This window comes from Streptomyces europaeiscabiei (assembly GCF_036346855.1).
Taxonomy (GTDB): Bacteria; Actinomycetota; Actinomycetes; order Streptomycetales; family Streptomycetaceae; genus Streptomyces; species Streptomyces europaeiscabiei.
The window spans coordinates 7,025,468-7,043,162 of sequence record NZ_CP107841.1; the positions used below are offsets into that span (position 1 = coordinate 7,025,468).

The 17,695-nt window shown below is 69.7% G+C and carries 18 protein-coding genes and 3 pseudogenes; 11 read left to right on the top strand and 10 right to left on the bottom strand.

Annotation, left to right across the window (positions count from 1 at the left end; translation table 11 throughout):
* The first annotated feature begins 7 nt into the window (after window positions 1-7).
* Together OG858_RS30865 and OG858_RS30870 are read left to right on the top strand one after the other, a co-directional pair.
* On the top strand, window positions 8-421 hold the full coding sequence (locus tag OG858_RS30865; protein ID WP_086752188.1) for a YciI family protein: 414 nt from the start codon (window positions 8-10) through the stop codon (window positions 419-421).
* 49 nt (window positions 422-470) lie between these two features.
* Window positions 471-1,697: an RNA polymerase sigma factor gene (locus OG858_RS30870; protein ID WP_327744947.1), complete on the top strand. Its 1,227-nt coding sequence runs from the start codon at window positions 471-473 to the stop codon at window positions 1,695-1,697.
* A 69-nt stretch (window positions 1,698-1,766) separates the two neighbouring features.
* Here the strand turns inward: OG858_RS30870 and OG858_RS30875 are convergent, their stop codons facing one another.
* From OG858_RS30875 to OG858_RS30905, 7 genes are all read right to left on the bottom strand, one after another.
* Window positions 1,767-2,639 carry a VOC family protein gene (locus OG858_RS30875; RefSeq protein WP_408059436.1) on the bottom strand — a complete coding sequence of 291 codons (873 nt, stop codon included), beginning with the start codon at window positions 2,637-2,639 and terminating at the stop codon, window positions 1,767-1,769.
* A 134-nt stretch (window positions 2,640-2,773) separates the two neighbouring features.
* Window positions 2,774-3,238, bottom strand: a complete 465-nt coding sequence (locus OG858_RS30880) for a VOC family protein (protein ID WP_046708665.1) — start codon at window positions 3,236-3,238, stop codon at window positions 2,774-2,776.
* Between the two features lie 68 nt (window positions 3,239-3,306).
* A complete protein-coding gene (locus tag OG858_RS30885) occupies window positions 3,307-3,732 on the bottom strand; it encodes a helix-turn-helix transcriptional regulator (RefSeq protein ID WP_319262827.1) in 426 nt (141 codons plus the stop codon).
* Window positions 3,733-3,911: 179 nt separating this feature from the next.
* Window positions 3,912-4,772, bottom strand: coding sequence for a carbohydrate ABC transporter permease (locus tag OG858_RS30890; RefSeq protein ID WP_086753633.1), 861 nt, complete (start codon window positions 4,770-4,772; stop codon window positions 3,912-3,914).
* Window positions 4,773-4,810: 38 nt separating this feature from the next.
* A complete protein-coding gene (locus OG858_RS30895; protein WP_086753631.1) occupies window positions 4,811-5,797 on the bottom strand; it encodes a carbohydrate ABC transporter permease in 987 nt (328 codons plus the stop codon).
* 145 nt (window positions 5,798-5,942) lie between these two features.
* Window positions 5,943-7,298 (bottom strand): ABC transporter substrate-binding protein, encoded by a 1,356-nt coding sequence (locus OG858_RS30900; RefSeq protein WP_086753629.1) that lies wholly within the window; start codon window positions 7,296-7,298, stop codon window positions 5,943-5,945.
* 115 nt (window positions 7,299-7,413) lie between these two features.
* Entirely contained in the window at window positions 7,414-8,433 is a 1,020-nt protein-coding gene (locus OG858_RS30905) for a LacI family DNA-binding transcriptional regulator (RefSeq protein WP_086753627.1), read from the bottom strand.
* A 222-nt stretch (window positions 8,434-8,655) separates the two neighbouring features.
* Between OG858_RS30905 and OG858_RS30910 the strand changes: the two genes are divergently transcribed.
* On the top strand, window positions 8,656-10,008 hold the full coding sequence (locus tag OG858_RS30910; RefSeq protein WP_319066569.1) for a glycoside hydrolase family protein: 1,353 nt from the start codon (window positions 8,656-8,658) through the stop codon (window positions 10,006-10,008).
* Window positions 10,009-10,335: 327 nt separating this feature from the next.
* Here OG858_RS30910 and OG858_RS30915 read toward each other — a convergent pair whose 3' ends face one another.
* On the bottom strand, window positions 10,336-10,503 hold the full coding sequence (locus OG858_RS30915; protein WP_328544235.1) for a hypothetical protein: 168 nt from the start codon (window positions 10,501-10,503) through the stop codon (window positions 10,336-10,338).
* Between the two features lie 998 nt (window positions 10,504-11,501).
* On the opposite strand from OG858_RS30915, the gene OG858_RS30920 reads away from it, so the two are divergent.
* From OG858_RS30920 to OG858_RS30950, 7 genes and pseudogenes are all read left to right on the top strand, one after another.
* On the top strand, window positions 11,502-11,723 hold the full coding sequence (locus OG858_RS30920; protein ID WP_328544234.1) for a hypothetical protein: 222 nt from the start codon (window positions 11,502-11,504) through the stop codon (window positions 11,721-11,723).
* 108 nt (window positions 11,724-11,831) lie between these two features.
* On the top strand, window positions 11,832-12,590 hold the full coding sequence (locus OG858_RS30925) for an ATP-binding cassette domain-containing protein (RefSeq protein WP_328544233.1): 759 nt from the start codon (window positions 11,832-11,834) through the stop codon (window positions 12,588-12,590).
* A gap of 53 nt (window positions 12,591-12,643) precedes the next feature.
* Entirely contained in the window at window positions 12,644-13,930 is a 1,287-nt protein-coding gene (locus tag OG858_RS30930) for a DUF7224 domain-containing protein (protein ID WP_328544232.1), read from the top strand.
* Window positions 13,927-14,514, top strand: coding sequence for a hypothetical protein (locus OG858_RS30935; protein ID WP_143677378.1), 588 nt, complete (start codon window positions 13,927-13,929; stop codon window positions 14,512-14,514). The genes OG858_RS30930 and OG858_RS30935 overlap by 4 nt, the downstream gene beginning before the upstream one ends.
* A gap of 27 nt (window positions 14,515-14,541) precedes the next feature.
* Window positions 14,542-14,670 (top strand): annotated as a pseudogene (locus OG858_RS30940) (SAM-dependent methyltransferase); the annotation flags it as partial.
* Between the two features lie 37 nt (window positions 14,671-14,707).
* Window positions 14,708-15,246, top strand: a pseudogene (locus OG858_RS30945) (hypothetical protein).
* Window positions 15,247-15,405: 159 nt separating this feature from the next.
* Window positions 15,406-16,156, top strand: a pseudogene (locus tag OG858_RS30950) (tyrosine-type recombinase/integrase); the annotation flags it as partial.
* A gap of 7 nt (window positions 16,157-16,163) precedes the next feature.
* Here OG858_RS30950 and sodN read toward each other — a convergent pair.
* Entirely contained in the window at window positions 16,164-16,559 is a 396-nt protein-coding gene (gene sodN / locus OG858_RS30955; RefSeq protein WP_005480378.1) for a superoxide dismutase, Ni, read from the bottom strand.
* A 145-nt stretch (window positions 16,560-16,704) separates the two neighbouring features.
* Here sodN and sodX point away from each other — a divergent pair, with 145 nt between their 5' ends.
* Window positions 16,705-17,139 (top strand): nickel-type superoxide dismutase maturation protease, encoded by a 435-nt coding sequence (gene sodX, locus OG858_RS30960; protein ID WP_037696611.1) that lies wholly within the window; start codon window positions 16,705-16,707, stop codon window positions 17,137-17,139.
* On the opposite strand, the gene OG858_RS30965 is transcribed toward sodX, so the two are convergent.
* Window positions 17,043-17,672, bottom strand: coding sequence for a CGNR zinc finger domain-containing protein (locus OG858_RS30965; RefSeq protein WP_037695190.1), 630 nt, complete (start codon window positions 17,670-17,672; stop codon window positions 17,043-17,045). The genes sodX and OG858_RS30965 overlap by 97 nt on opposite strands.
* Window positions 17,673-17,695: the final 23 nt, after the last annotated feature.

Sequence of the window (17,695 nt, forward strand, 5' to 3'; positions counted from 1 at the left end):
CGGACTCATGAAGTACCTGGTGATGGTCCTGGGCACGCAGGCGGACTACGAGGGCATGCGCGGCGAGGCGTCCGAGCACTCCCCGGCCTGGACGCGGGAGCAGCTGCAGGCCATGTACGCCCACATGGGCGCGATCAACGACGACCTCGCCGAGACCGGAGAGATGATCGACGGGCAGGGGCTGGCCGAGCCGGCGCGGACCCGGTTCGTCACCGCCGACGCCGACGGCAAGCCGGTGATCACGGACGGGCCGTACCCGGAGACCAAGGAACTGCTCGCCGGCTACTGGCTCCTGGACTGCGCGAGCCTGGACCGGGTCACGGAGATCGCGGCCCGCGTCGCCCGGTGCCCGGGTCCCGAGGGGCTCGCGGAGTACCCGGTGGTCATCCGGCCGGTACTGGACGGCGCGGGGGACATCTGAGCCGGTCGGAGGGCGTCGGAACCTCCGTCGGAGAGCATCGGAAGGTCGGATGAGCGAGGTCGAGGGCCTGTTGCGCCGTTGCGCGCCGCAGGTCCTCGGCGCCCTCGTGCGGCGGTACGGGCACTTCTACGCCGCCGAGGACGCCGTGCAGGAGGCGTTGCTCGCGGCGGCCGGCCAGTGGCCGTCGAACGGGGTGCCGGACAACCCGCGCGGGTGGCTGATCAAGGTGGCCTCGCGGCGGCTGACGGACGCGTTGCGCAGTGAGGACGCGCGGCGGCAGCGGGAGGCGAGGGCGGCCGCGCTGGCGCCGCGCGACGCGTTCGTGGCGCCGGCACCCGGGGTGGATCGGGCGCCGAACGAGGACGACACCCTGACCCTGCTCTTCCTGTGCTGCCACCCCGGACTGTCGGTGCCCGCGCAGATCGCGCTGACGTTGCGGGCGGTCGGTGGGCTGACCACGGCCGAGATCGCGCGGGCGTGTCTGGTGCCCGAGGCGACGATGGCCCAGAGGATCAGCCGGGCCAAGCAGAAGGTGCGGGGGGTGCGGTTCGGGCGGCCCGACAACTGGGAGGAGCGACTGCCGGCTGTGCTGCAGATCCTGTATCTCGTCTTCAACGAGGGATACACGGCGACATCCGGGGCGAGTCTGCAGCGGGCCGATCTGGCGGTCGAGGCGATCCGGTTGACGCGGACGGTCCATCGGTTGCTGCCCGCGGACCGTGAGGTGGCCGGGTTGCTGGCACTGATGCTTCTCACCGATGCGAGACGGGCCGCTCGAACGGACTCGCGGGGTGAGCTGGTGCCGCTCGACGAACAGGATCGGGGCCGGTGGGACAAGGCGGGTATCGCGGAGGGGGTCGCTCTGGTGACTCGGGCGCTGGCGGGGGCGCGGGGGAGGGCGGGACCGTATCAGGTGCGGGCGGCGATCGCGGCGGTTCATGACGAGGCGGACTCGTACGACGCCACGGACTGGCGGGAGATTCTCGGGCTCTACGACGTGCTCGTCGAGCTGGTTCCCGGACCGGTCGAGCGGCTCAGCCGGGTGGTCGCGCTGGCCATGGTGCGGGGGCCGCGGGCCGGGCTCGCCGCGTTGGAGACGTTGGGGGAGGACGCGGCCGCGATCGGGCATCGCGTGGAGGCGGTTCGGGGTCATCTGCTGGAGCGGGCGGGGGAGACGGAGGCTGCGCGCGCCGCGTACGAGTCGGCTGCGCGCCGGACGCTGAGCCTGCCTGAGCAGAGGTATCTGTCGGCACGGGCGGCTCGGCTGACGGAGTAGGCGTCTGGCCCGCAGACGTCTGGTCCGCAGGCGCCTGGCCCGCTGTTTCGGGCCCGAGGATGTGAGGTGTCACTTCGCCGTCGGCGGCAGCCCGCCCGTCTCCGGGGATCGGCCCGTCAGGCAGTACGTGCCGCCCGTCGGGTCACGCATCACCGTCCAGTGCGGGTGCCGGGCCACGACGTCGGCGCCGAGGGTTTCGTGGCGGGCTCGTGTGGCGTCGATGTCGGTGCAGGCCAGGTCGAGGTGGGCGGAGGTGGGGCGGGGGGTGTCGAGGCGTTGGAGGAGGATACGGACGGGGAGACCGGTCGGCGGGCGCAGGACGTGGAACTCCGGGAGTGAGCCCGGGTAGGAGTCCCAGCCCGACAGGGCCGCCCAGAACGCGACCTCGCCTTCGAACTCGGCCGGCGCCACGTCCAGGCACACCTGGTCCAGTCGGCTCCCGTCGACCACCGGCGGCCGCGCGGACTCCCCGTGCCACGGCACCGCGCAGAAGAGCTGACCGGCGGGTGAGCGCAGCACCGCCCAGCCGTCGTTCGGGGCGACCACCTCGGCGCCGAGCCGGACCGCCCGGTCGACGAGCGCGGGGACGTCCTCGGCGGCCAGGTCCAGGTGAGCGCCGCCGGCACCGGACAGGACACCCTGCGCCTTCACACACGCGTCGCCCGTCTCGGGCAGCAGGGTCACGAACTCACCCCCGTCGCCCCGGGGTTCGGACAACTCGGTCGCCGTGACCGCCGTCCAGAAGGCGCATGCCCGTTCGAACCCGGCCATCGGGCGGTCGACGAAGGCATACGTCCACCGGATCACTTCACCCGCCGCGCCCACTCCACCCGCCGCGCCCGCGGGGTAGGCCGCCCCCGCGGGGTCGGCCGCACCCGCCCCGTCTCCGCCCGAGCCCGCGTCCCCGTGGCCGTTGTCGCCGTTCCCGCCCACTCCACCCACAGAGCCGCTCCCTCTCGTACGGTCCGGTCCTCACGGCCGAACGACACGTACGGTCTCCCGCCGCCCGGCTCCACGCAACGAGGTTTCCGCTGGTCGGTCATTCCGGCAGGCAGGCCGCCCCGGCTCTCGTCGGCTCACCCCCGGCGCTGCATGAAGCGCAGCATGTTGCCCGCCGGGTCGCGGAAGGCGCAGTCGCGGACGCCGTAGGGCTGGTCGGTGGGCTCCTGGAGGACATCGGCGCCGGAGGCCTCGACGCGGGCGTAGAGGGCGTCGCAGTCGGTGGTGGTGAAGTTGACCCCTCGCAGGACGCCCTTGGCGAGGAGCATGGCGATGGTCTCGCGGTCGGCGGGGGAGATGTCGGGGTCGGCGGCGGGGGGTTCCAGGACGATCTCGACGTCGGGTTGGAGAGGGGAGCCCACGGTCACCCAGCGCATGCCCTCGAAGCCCACGTCACCGCGGACCTCCATGCCCAGCACGTCACGGTAGAAGGCGAGCGCCTTGTCGTGGTCGTCGACGGCGAGGAAGCACTGGGCGAGCCTCACATCCGGGGCCGGGAGCCCGTGCGCAGCGTTCGTGACCTTCGGATCGTTCGTAGCCATGTCCTCACGCTAGTGCCGCGGCAGGCGACGTTCGCCCCGTCGCGACGCAAACGCCGGCTGCCGCGACACTAGGACGCTTCGCCCGGTTCCGCCGTGCGTATGCGATGGCGGGCCGGCCGGGTCAGGCGCTTCGCCACGCACGCGGGGATCGCCGCGCTCTCCTCGTGCGAGCGCGCCCGGTACGCGCTCGGCGTCTCGCCGACCAGCTCGGTGAAACGGGAGCTGAAGGAGCCCAGCGACGTACACCCCACGGCGATGCACACCTCGGTCACCGTCAGGTCGCCGCGGCGCAGCAACGCCTTGGCGCGCTCGATGCGGCGGGTCATGAGATAGCCGTACGGGGTCTCGCCGAAGGCCACGCGGAAGCTGCGTTGGAAGTGCCCGGGGGACATCAGCGCGGTCCGGGCCAGGGCGGTCACGTCCAGCGGCTCGGCGTACTCGCGGTCCATGCGGTCCCGCGCCCGCCGCAGCCGCACCAGATCGTCCCGGTTCATGCCGACAGCATCGCACCGACCACTGGCCACCGACCACTGGCCACCGACCACTGGCCACCGGCCACCGACAACGGGCCAGGTGGCCAGGGACAGAGCGCTCGCGGCATGCGGATCAGCCGTCCGACCTGGCCGGACGTGCCGGGAGCCGCCCTTCCCGCCGCGCTCGGCCCCTGCCTCGATCACCCCTTCACCGCCGAGCTGGCCACCCCCTGTACGAACCACCGCTGGAAGAAGACGAAGACGATCAGGACCGGGAGGACGAGGAGGACGCCGAAAGCGAGGATCTGGCCCCAGTCCGGGGGCTGCTGGCCCTGGAAGACGCTCATTTCCAGCGGCAGCGGACGTACCGACGGGTCGGAGACCATCAGGACGGGCCACAGGAACGAACCCCACTGGGTGAGGAACGTCAGGATCGCGACCGACGCGAACGCCGGCTTCGACATCGGGACGATGATCGCGAAGAAGGTGCGCCAGGGGCCCGCGCCGTCCAGCCGGGCCGCCTCCTCGATGCTCGGCGGGATCGAGCGGAAGAACGTGTGGAACTGGTAGACCGAGAAGGCGTTGGCGACGAACGGGAGCGCCTGGATGAAGAGGGTGTTCCGCTGGTCGTTGAACAGGTAGAACAGCGGCACGGCCACCGACTCGAACGGGACCAGCATCAGCAGCAGGACGAGGGTGAAGACGGCTTCCCGGCCCCGCCACCTGAGCCGCGAAAGCCCGTACGCCGCCATCGAGTTGATGAAGAGTCCGCCGGTCACCACCACGAACGCCACCAGCAGCGAGACGCCCATGAACTGCCAGAAGTAGCCCGTGCTGTCGGAGTTCAGGCTGTCCAGGACGGCGGCGTAGTTGTCGAAGGACAGGTGGGTGGGCAGGAAGCCGGACAGTCCGTTCAGGACCTCGTCGGACGGCTTGAGGCTGCCGAGGAGAAGGTAGAGGACGGGCAGTGTGAAGACGAAGGCCAGGACGGAGAGGACGGCGTAGTCGAGGAAGCGGCGCAGCGGGCCGGGGGACAGGCCGGCATCCGTGCTCTTGCTCATGGGTGTACGAGGACGCGTGCTCATCATCGTGCTCATGCTCAGTCCTCGTTGTCGGGCCGGACGACGCGGCGCTGGATCAGGGTCAGGGCGACGACGATCAGGAAGAAGACGACGGTGATCGCGGACGCCTGGCCGATGTTGTTCTGGTCGAAGGCCGTGGTGACGGCCTGGTACATCACCGTGCGGGCGGCGTCCTCGTCGAGTCCGCCGCCCTTGACCAGGACGTACACCTGGTCGAAGACGCGGAAGGACAGCACCGAGGTGAGCATGGCGACGAAGACGAGGGTGCCGCGGATGCCGGGCAGGGTGACGTGCCGGAACTGCTGCCAGCCGGAGGCCCGGTCGAGCTGGGCGGCCTCGTAGAGCTCGCCCGGGATCTGCTGGAGCCCGGCGAGCAGGATGACCATCTGGAAGCCCACGCCCTGCCAGACGGAGAGCACGATGATCGAGCCCATCGCGGTCAGCCCGTCGCCGAGCCAGTCGAACGCGCCCCAGTTGCCGAAACTCACCGCTTCCAGCGCCGAGTTGAGCATGCCCTGGTCGCTGCGGGCGAGGATCAGCCGCCAGATCACGGCCACCAGGGCCATCGGGAAGACGACCGGCATGAAGAAGAGTGAACGGAAGACACCGATCGCCTTCAGTTTGCGGTTCAGCAGGATCGCGAGGCCCAGGGCGAGGCCCGTCTGGAGGGGGACGACGATCACGGCGAAGGTCAGGTTGTTGAGCAGCGCCCGCAGGAACGGGCCGGACAGGTCGGGGTCGGTGAACAGTCGCCTGTACTGCTCGACACCGAAGAAGGTGGGCTCCAGCGGGGAGCCGAGGCGCACGTTGTAGAAGGAGAGCACCACGGCGTAGCAGAAGGGGATGCCGACGAAGGCGATGAGCCCGGCGACGGCGGGCGCGGACATGAGCAGTCCGTGCAGCCACTCGCGGTTCCGGCGGGACGGCCGCCGGGCCGGTGCGCCGACGGATGAGGCCTGCTTCCGGCCTGGGGCCGCAGCGGGCGCGGGTTCCACGGTTTTCACGGGTGGGGTCCTCTTCCCGGCGGGGCGGGCGGCCACGGTGCGCGTGCCCGCCCCGGTCGATGGGTTCGACTGAACCCGACGGGTCCAACTGAACCCGTGGGTCCGATGGCTCCGATGGGTCCGATGGGTCCGACTGGGCTCGTGACTACGGGATCTCGTAACCGGCGTTGTCCGAGAAGTCCCGGTCGATGGCGCGGGCGGCCTCGGCCAGGGCGTCCTTCGGGTCGGCGCCCCCGTAGATGGAGTTGACGGCCTCGCTGAACTTCGCGGTCACCACGGGGTATCCGGCGGTCACCGGGCGGGTGACGGCGACGCAGGACTTGCTGATGTCGCTGTCGCCGCAGGGCTTGGCGAGCTGGTCCGCGAAGAGCTGGAGGGGGCCGCCCTCCTTGTAGAGCGGGCTCGCGGCGAGCGCGGACCTGGTGGCGGGCGGGGCCCCGTTGGCCTTGGTCATCGCGCCGACGTTGGCGTCGTCGAGGAGGAAGTCCAGGAAGGCACCGGCGGCCTTGGCGTTCTTGGAGTTCGCGCCGACGCCCCAGGACCACGAACCCTGGCCGGTCTTCGGGCCGTCGCCGAAGTCGGGCAGCGGCAGCACGACCAGGTCGTCGCCGAGCGCCTCGCTGTAGGCGGGGTACATCCAGTGCCCGACCCAGCTCAGGGCGACCCGGCCCCGGGCGAAGGCGTTGCCGTCGGTGTTCGCGTCGGTGTAGGTCTTCCAGGACTGGAAGGTCTTCATGGCCGAGACCACGGCCGGGGCGTCGATGGCCCCTTCCGCCTTGCCGTCCTTGAGCAGGGAGCCGCCGGCCGACCAGACGATCGGGGCGAAGCCGTAGGTGCCCCATTCGTTGGCGTAGCCGCTGCCCTCCTGGAGGTCGACGACCTTGCCGTCGGCGTCCTTCGCCCTCAGCGCCTTGAGCGCCGCGTCGAACTCGTCCGCCGTCCAGGCGTCGTCCACGCCCTTCGGATACGTCACTCCGGCCGCGTCCAGCTTCTTCTTGCTGCCGTACATGCCGAGCCCGGAGTCGAACATGCCCAGGCCGTAGTGCTTGCCGTTGATCTCGCCCTGCGCCTTGCTCGCGTCGGTGGCGTTGTCGAGGGTCTCGGCGGAGACGTAGTCGTCGATCGGGGCGAGCTTCTTGGTGTAGACGAAGTTCGCCATGGTCGGGCCGTCGAACTCCAGTACGTCCGGCAGTTTGTCGGCGTCCGTCGCCGTGATCGTCTTGGTGTAGTCGGTCTCCGGTATCAGCTTCAGCTCGACCTTGACCTTGTCCTGCGAGGAGTTGAACGACTTCACCGCGCTCTGCAGCGCCTCCGACTCGGCCTTCTGCCCCTGGTGGGCCCAGACGCTGATCGTCCCCTCACCGCTGCCGGCCTCGGCGGACGTGTCGCCCCCACCGCCCCCGCCGCAGGCGGCCAGCGCCGCCAGGGGGAGGACCAGGGCCAGGCCCGCACGGGCCGTGCGGCAAAACCTTCGGCTGGTCGAGCTGGTGTTCGGGCTCATGGTGTGTGCCTCCGTGCGGGATGAGGGTGCGAGGTGCGGGGTGCGGGGAGCTTTCCGGCGTGGGGGTGGGACTTTCCGGCGTGGGGGAGCTCAAGAGGTGCGGAGGTGCGGGGAGTCACTGCGGTCCGCGCGGGTACGGCGGCGCCGTCGTCTCGCGCAGGACGAGCCGGATGGGCATCTGCACGTGGCCGGGCTGTTCGGCTGGCGGTTCGTCCAGCTGCCGCAGCAGCAGCCGGGCAGCCTCCGCGCCCTGGCCCGCGACCGGCTGGGCGACGGTGGTCAGCCCCACCACGTCGGCGAGTTCGTGGTCGTCGAAGCCGACCACGGACACGTCGTCCGGCACCCGGAGCCGATGCCGCCTGAGCGCGCGCAGCGCGCCCATCGCCATTTCGTCGGACTGGGCGAACACGGCGGTCGGCGGCCGGGACGCGGCGAGCAGCTCGGTCATCGCCCGCTCGCCGCCGTCGACGGTGTAGTCGCCGTCCGCCACCAGAGCCGGATCGTGCTCGATCCCGGCCTCGGCGAGGACGTGCAGATAGGCGGCGCGACGGTCGAGGGGTGTGGTCCAGTGCAGTGGACCGCTGGCCCCGGAGATCATGCCGATCCGGCGGTGGCCGAGGTTCGCCAGATGCCGTACGGCGCTCTCCGCGCCCGCCCGGTCGTCGATGCCGACCACCGTGAAGCCGGGCCGGGGCCCCCCGACCGTGGAGGCCAGCGGCACCCCGAGCGAGCGCAGGGCGGCGGACTCGTCCTCGTCCGGGATGAGCAGCGAGAGCACCGCGTCGACCCGCTTGCGCACCGGCAGCATGGTGAAGAAACGCTTGCGAGCCTCGGGCGAGCCGAGGTTGTACAGCAGGACGTCGTACCCGGCAGCGCTGAACACCTGCTCGGCGGCATCCAGCACGGTGCCGAAGAACCAGCGGCCGATGTACGGGGCGACGACCCCGATCGTGTAGGTCCGCCCGCTGGCCAGGCTGGACGCCGAGCGGGACGCCGTATAGCCGAGCTGCGCGGCGACGACCGCGATCTGCCTGCGTACCTCGTCCGAGACGCCCGGCCGGCCCCGCAGCGCGCGGGACACGGTGGACGCCGACACCCCGGCGGCGGTGGCGACATCGGTGATGCTGACCGTCACGGCGGATTTCTCCCATCGGTAGGCGTGGGCACGGCGTCATCGCGTGAATATCGCGCCGGTTTCACGTCGGTGTGAGCTGTGGGGTGACGTGACCGTAGACCCGCCCCCGTTGTTGCGCAAGCGTTTGCGTTCAGTTTTACTTGCGCTGATTCTCAAGCGAGACCTTCAGGAACCATGGCCAGCGCACGCGTTTGGGCGCTGCGAGCGACAGGACTGCCGCGCATGCGATACGCCCCGCCCGGACTCTGCGTGAACGACTTCGCGCTGCTCCGTGACGACGACGGCACCTATGCCGTGCTGCATCTCCAGGGCCCCTGGACCACCGAGTTCGACCATCTGCGGATGGAGACCTCCTACGGTCGGGCCACCTCCGCCGACCTGGTCGGCTGGCGGCCCGAGGGCACCGCCTTCGGCAACGGTCTGCCCGGCCGCTTCGACCAGCAGGCGGTCTGGACGATGCACCCGTTGCGCCACGGCACCGGCATGGCGATGTTCTACACGGGCGTGAGCGGACTGACGCCGGACGGCTGGCCGCTCCAGTCCGTGGGGCTCGCGTACTCCGACCGCACGGACGGCACGGGCTGGCGGCGCCACGGCACGACACCCGTCGTCGAGGCGGACCCCCGCTGGTACCGCACCGCCGACCGCATGGGCTGGCGCGACCCGTTCGTCGTGCGCGACGACGAGGGCGACGGCTGGGCGATGGTGATCTGCGCGAGCGACGCCTCCCTCCCCGTGGAGGTCGGCGGCTGCGTCGCCCTCGCCACCTCCCCCGACCTGGAGCACTGGACGGTCCACCCACCGCTGATCGCCCCCGGCGACGTCGACGAACTCGAATGCCCGGTCCTGGAACGCCTCGACGACGGCACCTGGCTCCTCCTCGGCTCCATCGGCGCGACCCGGGGCTTCGAGGCATGGACGGCCCCGCGCCTGCGCGGCCCATGGATCCGCCGGGGCCCGCTCGGCCCCACGGGGGCGTACGCCCCCCGCGTCATCCCCGCTCCCGACGGCTCCCGGGTCGTGCTGCACACCACCCCCCGCCGCGTCGGCCTGACCGACACCGGCGACCACTGCCGAGGCATGCTCGCCCAGCCCAAGTCCCTGGTCACGCGGGAGGACTCGGCCCCCCAACTGGTGTGGTGGCCGGGCCTGGACGCCTGGCTGGGGGAAGAGACGAACGACCCGGTCCTCCACGCCGTCGGCGACCTCACGCTCTCCGGCCGCCCGGTCGAAGTCACCCTGCGCACCGACTCCCTCGATCCCGGCCGCCCCGCCCTCACCGTCGGCTGCGACGGCAAGGACCTCCGGGTCACCGGCGCCGACGGCACGCCCCTCGCCGAGACCGTCCTCCCCGAACAGGCCGCCGCGCTGCGCATCCTGACCATCGGTGAGTACGTCGAGATCTACGCCGACGGCGTCTTCGCCCTGACCATGCTCTCCTACGCGGGCCACCCCGCCCCCTGGACGGCTGCCACCGAGACCTCCACGTGGACCGTCCCCGTCCGCCCCCTCCGCCTCCCGGACCCCGACCGCGACGACGCCTCGGCGATCTGGCCCGGCCCGGCCCGGAGTTGACCCGATCACCCGTACGAGTGCGGTCGGCCTTCCGGGGGAGTGGGGGCGGTACCTCTCCCACTCGGGGGCCTCCGCAGGGGAGTTCCAGGGGGTGGGGCGCAGGCGCGACAAGACGGTACCGCCTCGGGGAGCGAGGAGAGCTCGGCGACCGGGAGCGAGGAGACTCCGGCGACCGGTGCCGTCCGGATCGGTGATGACGGCCGGGTCGAGCACTACGACGGCACCGCGTGACGCCCGTAGGGAGAGTTGCCCGACGACGGCGCCCCTTCGGGACGGGCTTCCGGTACGACGACGGTGACGGCGCCGCGCGGTCATGAGCGCCCAGCCTCACGGGGTGCCCCAGGCCCAGGATCCCGGGCCGGACGGGGAACAGCCGGCCGCGGTCACGCTCGCGGACGCCTCCGTCGCCGGTATGCGCGCCGTGGCGCCCGGGACGATCATGGCCACCGCCGCCGTGGGCGGACTGCTGCTCGGCGGGTTCCCGACGGCAGCCATCGGTAGGTCCATGGCTTCGGCGACCTCGCGTCGGCCGTCGGCGGGCCGGCCTTGGCGGTGGTCCGTCCGGCGGCATCCTCCACCCGGCCCGGCATCCTCGGCAGCCGGCCCGGAACACGACCGCACCCGGCCCGTCACACCGCCGTACGGGACGGCGGCAAACGGACCGGGTGCGGTTGAGACAGGCAGGTTCAGGCCTTCTTGGTCTCCAAGTAATCGGCCGGGTCTGCGACCTGCAGTGATCTTTGCTGTGGGTCTCTGGCCCGGCCTTTTCTTGATTGTTGGCGACGGGGTGCGATGGACTTTATTGGGTGTCCTGCGGACCGTGTGCGGACTGGTATGTGAAGTGAAGCTTCTCCTCGACCATGGCCACCATCTCGAGGAGTCATCGCCTGCGCGCGCAGAACTCCGTACGTCGACTCCAGAGGGCTGACCTTCTTGGGCTCGGAGTGCAGCGCGCTGACGCCCTGAACCTCCATCTAAACCTCGGCCACGAGAAGGGCGACGAGACCAGGGCCGGCCCAGGCAATTCGCGCGATGACACGTCACGCAAGCGGGTACTGACCGACCTCGGCGCAGCCGGGATCGACACACCCAGAGACCGGACCGGCTCCTGGGCCGTGGACGCCAGGCATCGAGTTCTTCGGTGGCCTCGTCGGTCGCGCGGGAAACAGGTCGCGGGAGAGGTCCACGTCGCAGATCTCCGCGAAGACCACCAGGGCTTACGCAAAACAAGACACACCGCGACGTAAGACCAACTGCCGTGAAGCCCAACGCTGTTGATGTACACTCAATTGCCCTCGCAGGGGATTCCCGGCAATGCGGCCTTCGCTCAATTCACCTCGCGATGCACACGCCTGCCCGCGATTCCGAACAAGAGGTACAACTGTGCGTAAGTTCGGAACCCGTAATACCTGGAAGTGGATCGGTATGGTTGCTTCCATGGGCTGTTGTGAAGTACTCGGAACAAGGTGGACTTCACCGGATGCCATACGGACTTGGGCAGAAGTGTGACTGTTCAGCTGCGTCGTGCTGTCATCGGACCCGACACCGGATACGACGAAAAGACGTACACGGCATGCTTCAACGGTGGAACGTCGTCCGGCGAGTGGGGTGCCGGAACCGAGGGCCACGACTACTACTTCCGCATCACCGAGGTCGATGGCGGTTCGCTGGTCGGCCCGACGATCAGCGTCGATCGGACCCGTATGTCGTTCTAGGTGACACTGGATTCTGAATACCTGGGTGGAGACCTGAAACGCAGGTCTCCACCTGCCTCTTGATGAAACAGACAGAGGCACCCCCACGCTGAAATACCAAGGTGTCGCATGCCCATTTCGATGTCCGAGTGTTTCTTCTCCTATCGGCGTAGACGCCCGGTGCTGCGTGATCTCAGCTATACGCTGCCGCCCGGGCGGACCGTGCTCCTGGGGCCGAACGGAGCGGGAAAGAGTACCCTGTTGGGCTTGTGCGCATCTGCGCTGCGCCCCGATTCCGGTTCCGTCACCTATGGCGACCTGAGCACCGGCCGGCGTCGCGCGCTGCCCGCGTTCCGTAGGCGTGTGGCATGGATGCCTCAGCAGGTGGGGCAGGTGCCGGGGCTCACGGCCCGGGATCAGGTCGCGTATTCCGGTTGGCTCAAGGGGATGCCCCGGCGCGAGGCGTGGCGTGAGGCTCTCAAGGCCCTGGACCGCGTGGAGTTGGCCGATCGGGCGGATGACAAGGTCCAGGAACTCTCCGGGGGGCAGCAGCGGCGCGTCGCAGTGGCGCAGGCCCTCGTGCATGACGCAGAGGTCCTTCTCCTCGATGAGCCGACAGCGGGTATGGATCCCCGGCAGCGGCAGGTCTTCCACCAGATTCTCGCCGATCTGTCGAAGGAGGTGCACATCGTTCTCTCCACCCATGACACCTCGGACATCGCCAACTCGTACGAATCGGTCGTGGTTCTGTTGGACGGTCAGGTGCGCTTCTCGGGAACGGTGGTGGACTTCCTTTCCCACGCGAGCGCGACGGCGGCATCCGACGAGCAGCGGGCCACCTCCGCTTATCAGGAATTCACCGAGATCGATGGGGCGATCTCGTGGTGAACCGATTCCCCTTCGCTCGACACTCGGCCGTCATCGGGCTCGGAGCCCCGACGGTGGCTCTGGCCATATACTTCACCGCCTACCAGCCCATGCCGTTCACCGGTGAGGATTCCATCGTCGTGGTCTCGGTGGCCCTGAAGGTCGCCGCGCTGGGAATCGCCTTGGTGGCCGCCTGGGACGCAGGGAGGCTTCGCCAGGCTCGGATCACAGCCGCCCCGTCCAGCCGCCACCTGCTGCGAATATTTGTCGATGCGATGGCCCCCACCCTGGCCCTGGTGATCATCAGCTGGGTGGCGTCCTTCCTGTTGGTGATCAGCTATCTGGGAGGCCCCGCACCAGGGCTCCACGACACCGTTCCAATGGTCCGAAGTCTTGCGATCCCCTTCAGCGCAGTAGCAGTCGGTTTCTTCCTCGGGCTCTCCCTTCCGCCCGTTATCGCCCGCCCCCTTGCGGTGGTGATCACGGCGCTGTGGGTCTTCGTCGCCTATACGCTGGGTATCCCATGGCTGCGGGCGATATCCGGATTCGACATGAGCACTCCGACCTATACGGATGTCGTGGACCGCGCCTACCTCATGGCACCGGCGATCCTGGCTCTCGGGCTGCTGCTCGGTCTTGTCGCGCTCAGCCTGCTCTCACGTCCGGCGCTGCGCGCCGCCGCCGTGGCCTGCTGCGTCCTCGCGGGCTTCGGGGCGTCGTATCCTCTGGTGAGTGACGCCCCGCGCTACGCCGACCCCACCGTTCCCCGCACTTGGGCAACGACGTGTGAGCGAACTGCCCCGGTGATCTGTGTGCCCGGCGAGTTCGCCGACGACATCCCCGCGCTGCACCGCTCCGCTCAACACGCGCTGCCCCACCTGCGAGAGGTCGGGTTCACCCCACCCCGGAAGCTGGCCTTCGTCTCGGAGGATCTACCGCTGGCACGCGACACCTGGCGAACCTTCCTCCAGAAGCCGGTGACCCGCCACCGCAGCCGGGCCGTCTACGTCAGCGCCTTGGTTCCGACAGGGCTCCACGACTGCCCGGACCTTCCTGATGACTACGTTTATCCGGGGCGCGGAGCCGCTTCCGCCTGGATCGGCCTGACGGTTGGGATGTCACAGGCAGAGGCCGCCCGCAGCTACGGACCCAGCGGTGTGTACCGGGCACGCTGGGTGCGCAGCCTCCCCGAGGCGAAGCAGTACGCCTGGTACAAGCAGCAGTTGAGTTACCTCGAGTCATGCGACGAGCAGGTCCACGAGAAGGCCCGGGCGGGAGCCAAGGCCGAGAACGAGCGGGGCCGAGCGCTGGGCCCGCAGTTGGAGGATCCGGCGGACATGGCACCGGGGGTGGACCGTTGACCCTCTGGGCGCGCGTACGAAGAATCTGGCTGCTGCCTGTGGCCCTGTTCGCCTGGACGCTCCTCCTTGTACTCGTGCGCGACGACGTGGCGAAGGTTCCCCAGATCGCCGCGCAGGGCAGCTTCTCGATCAAGCTGATGAACTTCGTCCCGCTCATCCTGTGCATTCCGACGATGTACTGCATGAGCCGGCGCCTCATCGCCACCGAAACCACAGCGGCGCGAGCGGTCGCCGTCGTCGACCGGCTGGCTCTCCTGCTTCTGGGGGTGAGCGCGGCGGGACTGGGGTTTGCACTCGGGGAGTTCCTGGACATGCCGACAGCGGTGGCGGGCGGACGAAACACCGTCATGGTGCTGGGCCTCGCTCTCCTCGTACACAGCTGGTACGGCCCGATCGCCGGTGGCGCGGCGGCGACCATGTTCGTGATGGTCAGCATTGTCACCGGCCTGGCGGGAGACCAGAGGCCGTACCCGTGGGCGGTTCTCCTGATGGAGTCCACCAGCGTCGTGGCGGCAGTCGTGGCGGCGGTCAGTTTCACTGCCGGTCTGATCACGATGTCGTACCGCCGACAGATACCGGGTTGACTTGCCCCTCGGGCTGAAGCCCGAGGATTCTCCACGGACCGGTGGGAGAGGCACCTCAGCCGGTCGGGCTTCTGGCTCACCTCGGCCCAGGAGTTCCACGACCCCCGGCTGGGCCACTGGCCCACCACCCTGCTGATCCGCGCCCGCAAGCTCTGACAGCCGCGTTCATCCGGCCCCTGGAGGACCGACGCGCCTGCCCTGCCTGCTCCTCGACATCGACGGCGTCCTCATACCGTTCCCCGGCGCGGAGGGCGCTACCCCGGCCACCCACTCCCGCCACGACGTCGTCCCCGCCGGCCGGGACGCCGACGACCCGGTCACGGTCTGGCTCCACCCGGACCATGGCCGCTTGCTCATGGACGTGATCCGAACTGGCCTCGTCACCCCCGCCTGGTGCACCAGATGGCGGCAGGACGCCGGCACTCTCATCGGCCCCTCCTGGGCCTGCCGGACCTTCCGTACGTCGACCTGCCGCGCCCTCACATCACGACCAGCCACCCCAATGGCTACCTGTGGAAACGCGATCACGTCGATGTCTGGCCGGGCGACGCCCCGGCCATCTGGATCGACGACGACTTCACCGGCCTCGATCACGCCTGGGCCGCGGAGCGCACGGCCAAAGGAGCAGGGACTGTCCTCATACAGCCCGACCCCCGTGTGGGGCTGCTGCACGAGCACCTGGCTGAGGCCACGACGTGGGCCTCGCGGCTGTCCGCGGCGCGTGCCGCCTGACGACGGATGCCCTCGCTGCCGTGGGTAGCGAGGGCATCAGCGGGCACATCCTGATCCGCCGCCGTCAGCGGCTCCGGTCGACGTGCTCAGGCCGGGGCTCGCGCCGCGGTGAGGCAGCCGACTGGGGTACGGAGGAGGCCGGAGTGTTGCAGTAGCCGCACGGCCGCGGTTGAAGACAAGGTCATCGCGGCCAGCCCCTGCAAGCCGATCACGCTGCCGCCGATGCCCGACGAGGAGGTTATGCCACCTACCGTCGCGCAGGTCGAGGCGATGGCCTCCGCCATACCGCCCTACCTCCGCGCGGCGATCGTCGTCCTGGCCGGATCAGGATTGCGCATAGGCGAGTTGCTGGGCCTCAAGGTTTCGGACATCGACTTCAAGAGCGGCACCATCCGTGTCGAGCGGCAGCGGCTGCAGTCCGGCCTGATCGAACCGCCGAAGACCGGCAAGTCCCGGCGTACGGTCCCGGTCGGTGAGGTCGTTACCGACGCGCTCCTCGCGCATCTTGCCGCACGGCCCACGAAGGAATGGCTCTTCACGATGGAGGAGGGTGAACCCCTCAACTACCGTCGCTGGAAGACCGAATGGAACTGCGCTCGCCGGGCGCTGCAGAAGGCGGAGAACGAGGCGGCCTCGTGCGAGGACCGCAAGGCGGTCGAGCTGCCGCACATGGTGACCCACGACCTTCGCCACTTCTACGCCTCCGCACTCATCGCCGGCGGGTCAAGCGTCAAGCAGGTCCAGCTCATCCTCGGTCACGCCTCCGCCGTCCCTGCGGATCTACGCGCACCTGTGGCCGGGCGAAGAAGACCGCACCCGGACCGTCATGGACGCCGTGCTCGGCGGCATGCGGACCGGGTGCGGACCGGTTGACCAGACGACCAAGGAAATCGCAGGTCACATGGCGTGATCAAAGATCAGGCCTTCTTGGTCTCCCAGAAGATCTTGTCGATCTGGGCGATGTAGTCGAGCGCCTTCTGGCCCGTCGCCGGGTCGGTGGACGCCTTCGCGGCCGAGAGGGCCTTGAGGGCGTCGTTGACCAGCTGGTGCAGCTCCGGGTACTTCTCGAAGTGCGGAGGCTTGAAGTAGTCGCTCCACAGCACCGAAACGTGGTGCTTGGCGAGCTCGGCGCGCTGCTCCTTGATGACGGTCGCGCGAGCCTGGAAGTGAGGGTCGTCGTTGGCGGCCATCTTGTCCTGCACGGCCTTCACCGACTCCGCCTCGATGCGGGCCTGGGCCGGGTCGTACACACCGCAGGGCAGGTCGCAGTGGGCGCTGACCTTCACCTTGGGGGCAAACAGGCGGGAAAGCATGGAGCATTCCTTCCTCGTGATCGTCTTCTCAGGTGGGACATTACTCCCTGCGAGAGTCGTTTTCGCGAGTGCCCCCATGGGCTTAGGACAAAAGTCCGGGGTCAGACTGGGACTGGTGGAGGAACGGACCGGGGAGGTGCCGGGGATGCCGGAGCTGTCGCAGGAGAGTGAGCGGGGCAGGGCCCTCCTGCCCTTCGGGGTGGCCGAGGTCACAGGACCGTCCATGGTTCCCACGCTGCGTCACGGGGACCAGCTGCTCGTCCACTACGGGGCCCGCCTCGGGGTCGGTGACGTGCTCGTGCTGCGGCACCCCTTCCAGCAGGACCTGCTCGTGGTCAAGCGGATCGCCGAGCGGCGCGACGGCGGCTGGTGGGTGCTCGGGGACAACACGTACGCGGGTGGGGACAGCACCGACTACGGGGTCGTCCCCGACGAACTCGTCCTCGGCAAGGTGCGGTTCCGGTACCGGCCCCGGCCGGACGGTCAGCGCTCGCCGTTCGCGCTCGCCCGCTGGGCGCTCTCGGCCGCCCGGCCCGTGCTCGGCGACCGGTCCGCCTCCAGGCGTTTGCGGGCCCGGTAGGCCGCCACGTTGGCGCGGGTCGCGCAGCGGTCCGAGCAGTAGCGGCGGGAGCGGTTGGTGGAGGTGTCGAGGTAGGCGTTGCGGCACGGCGCCGCCTCGCACAGGCCGAGCCGGTCCACGCCGTACTCGGTGAGGTGGAAGGCCAGGCCCATGGCCGCGGTCGCCGCATAGCCGGCCGTCGCGTTCGAGGGATGGTCCGCCAGATGCATGTGCCACAGCGGGCGGCCGTCGTCGTCCCGGTGGTTGTGACCGGAGATCTGCGGGCTCACCGGGAACTCGAGCAGGAGCGAGTTCAGGAGGTTCACCGCGAGCGTCTCGTCGCCGCCGTCGGCCGCTTCGAACACCGAGCGCAGCCGGGCCCGTACGCCCCTGAACCGGGTCAGGTCGGCGTCCGCCGCCCGGCGGGCAGCGTCCTGGTTGGCACCGAAGAGCTCGCGCACCGCGTCGACCGTGGTCAGGGAGTCCTTGCCGCGACCCGGCTCCTCGCTGTTGACGAGCCGCACGGCATAGTCCGAGTAATAGGCCAGTTCCACTTGTAGTCCTTACGGGGGCGCTC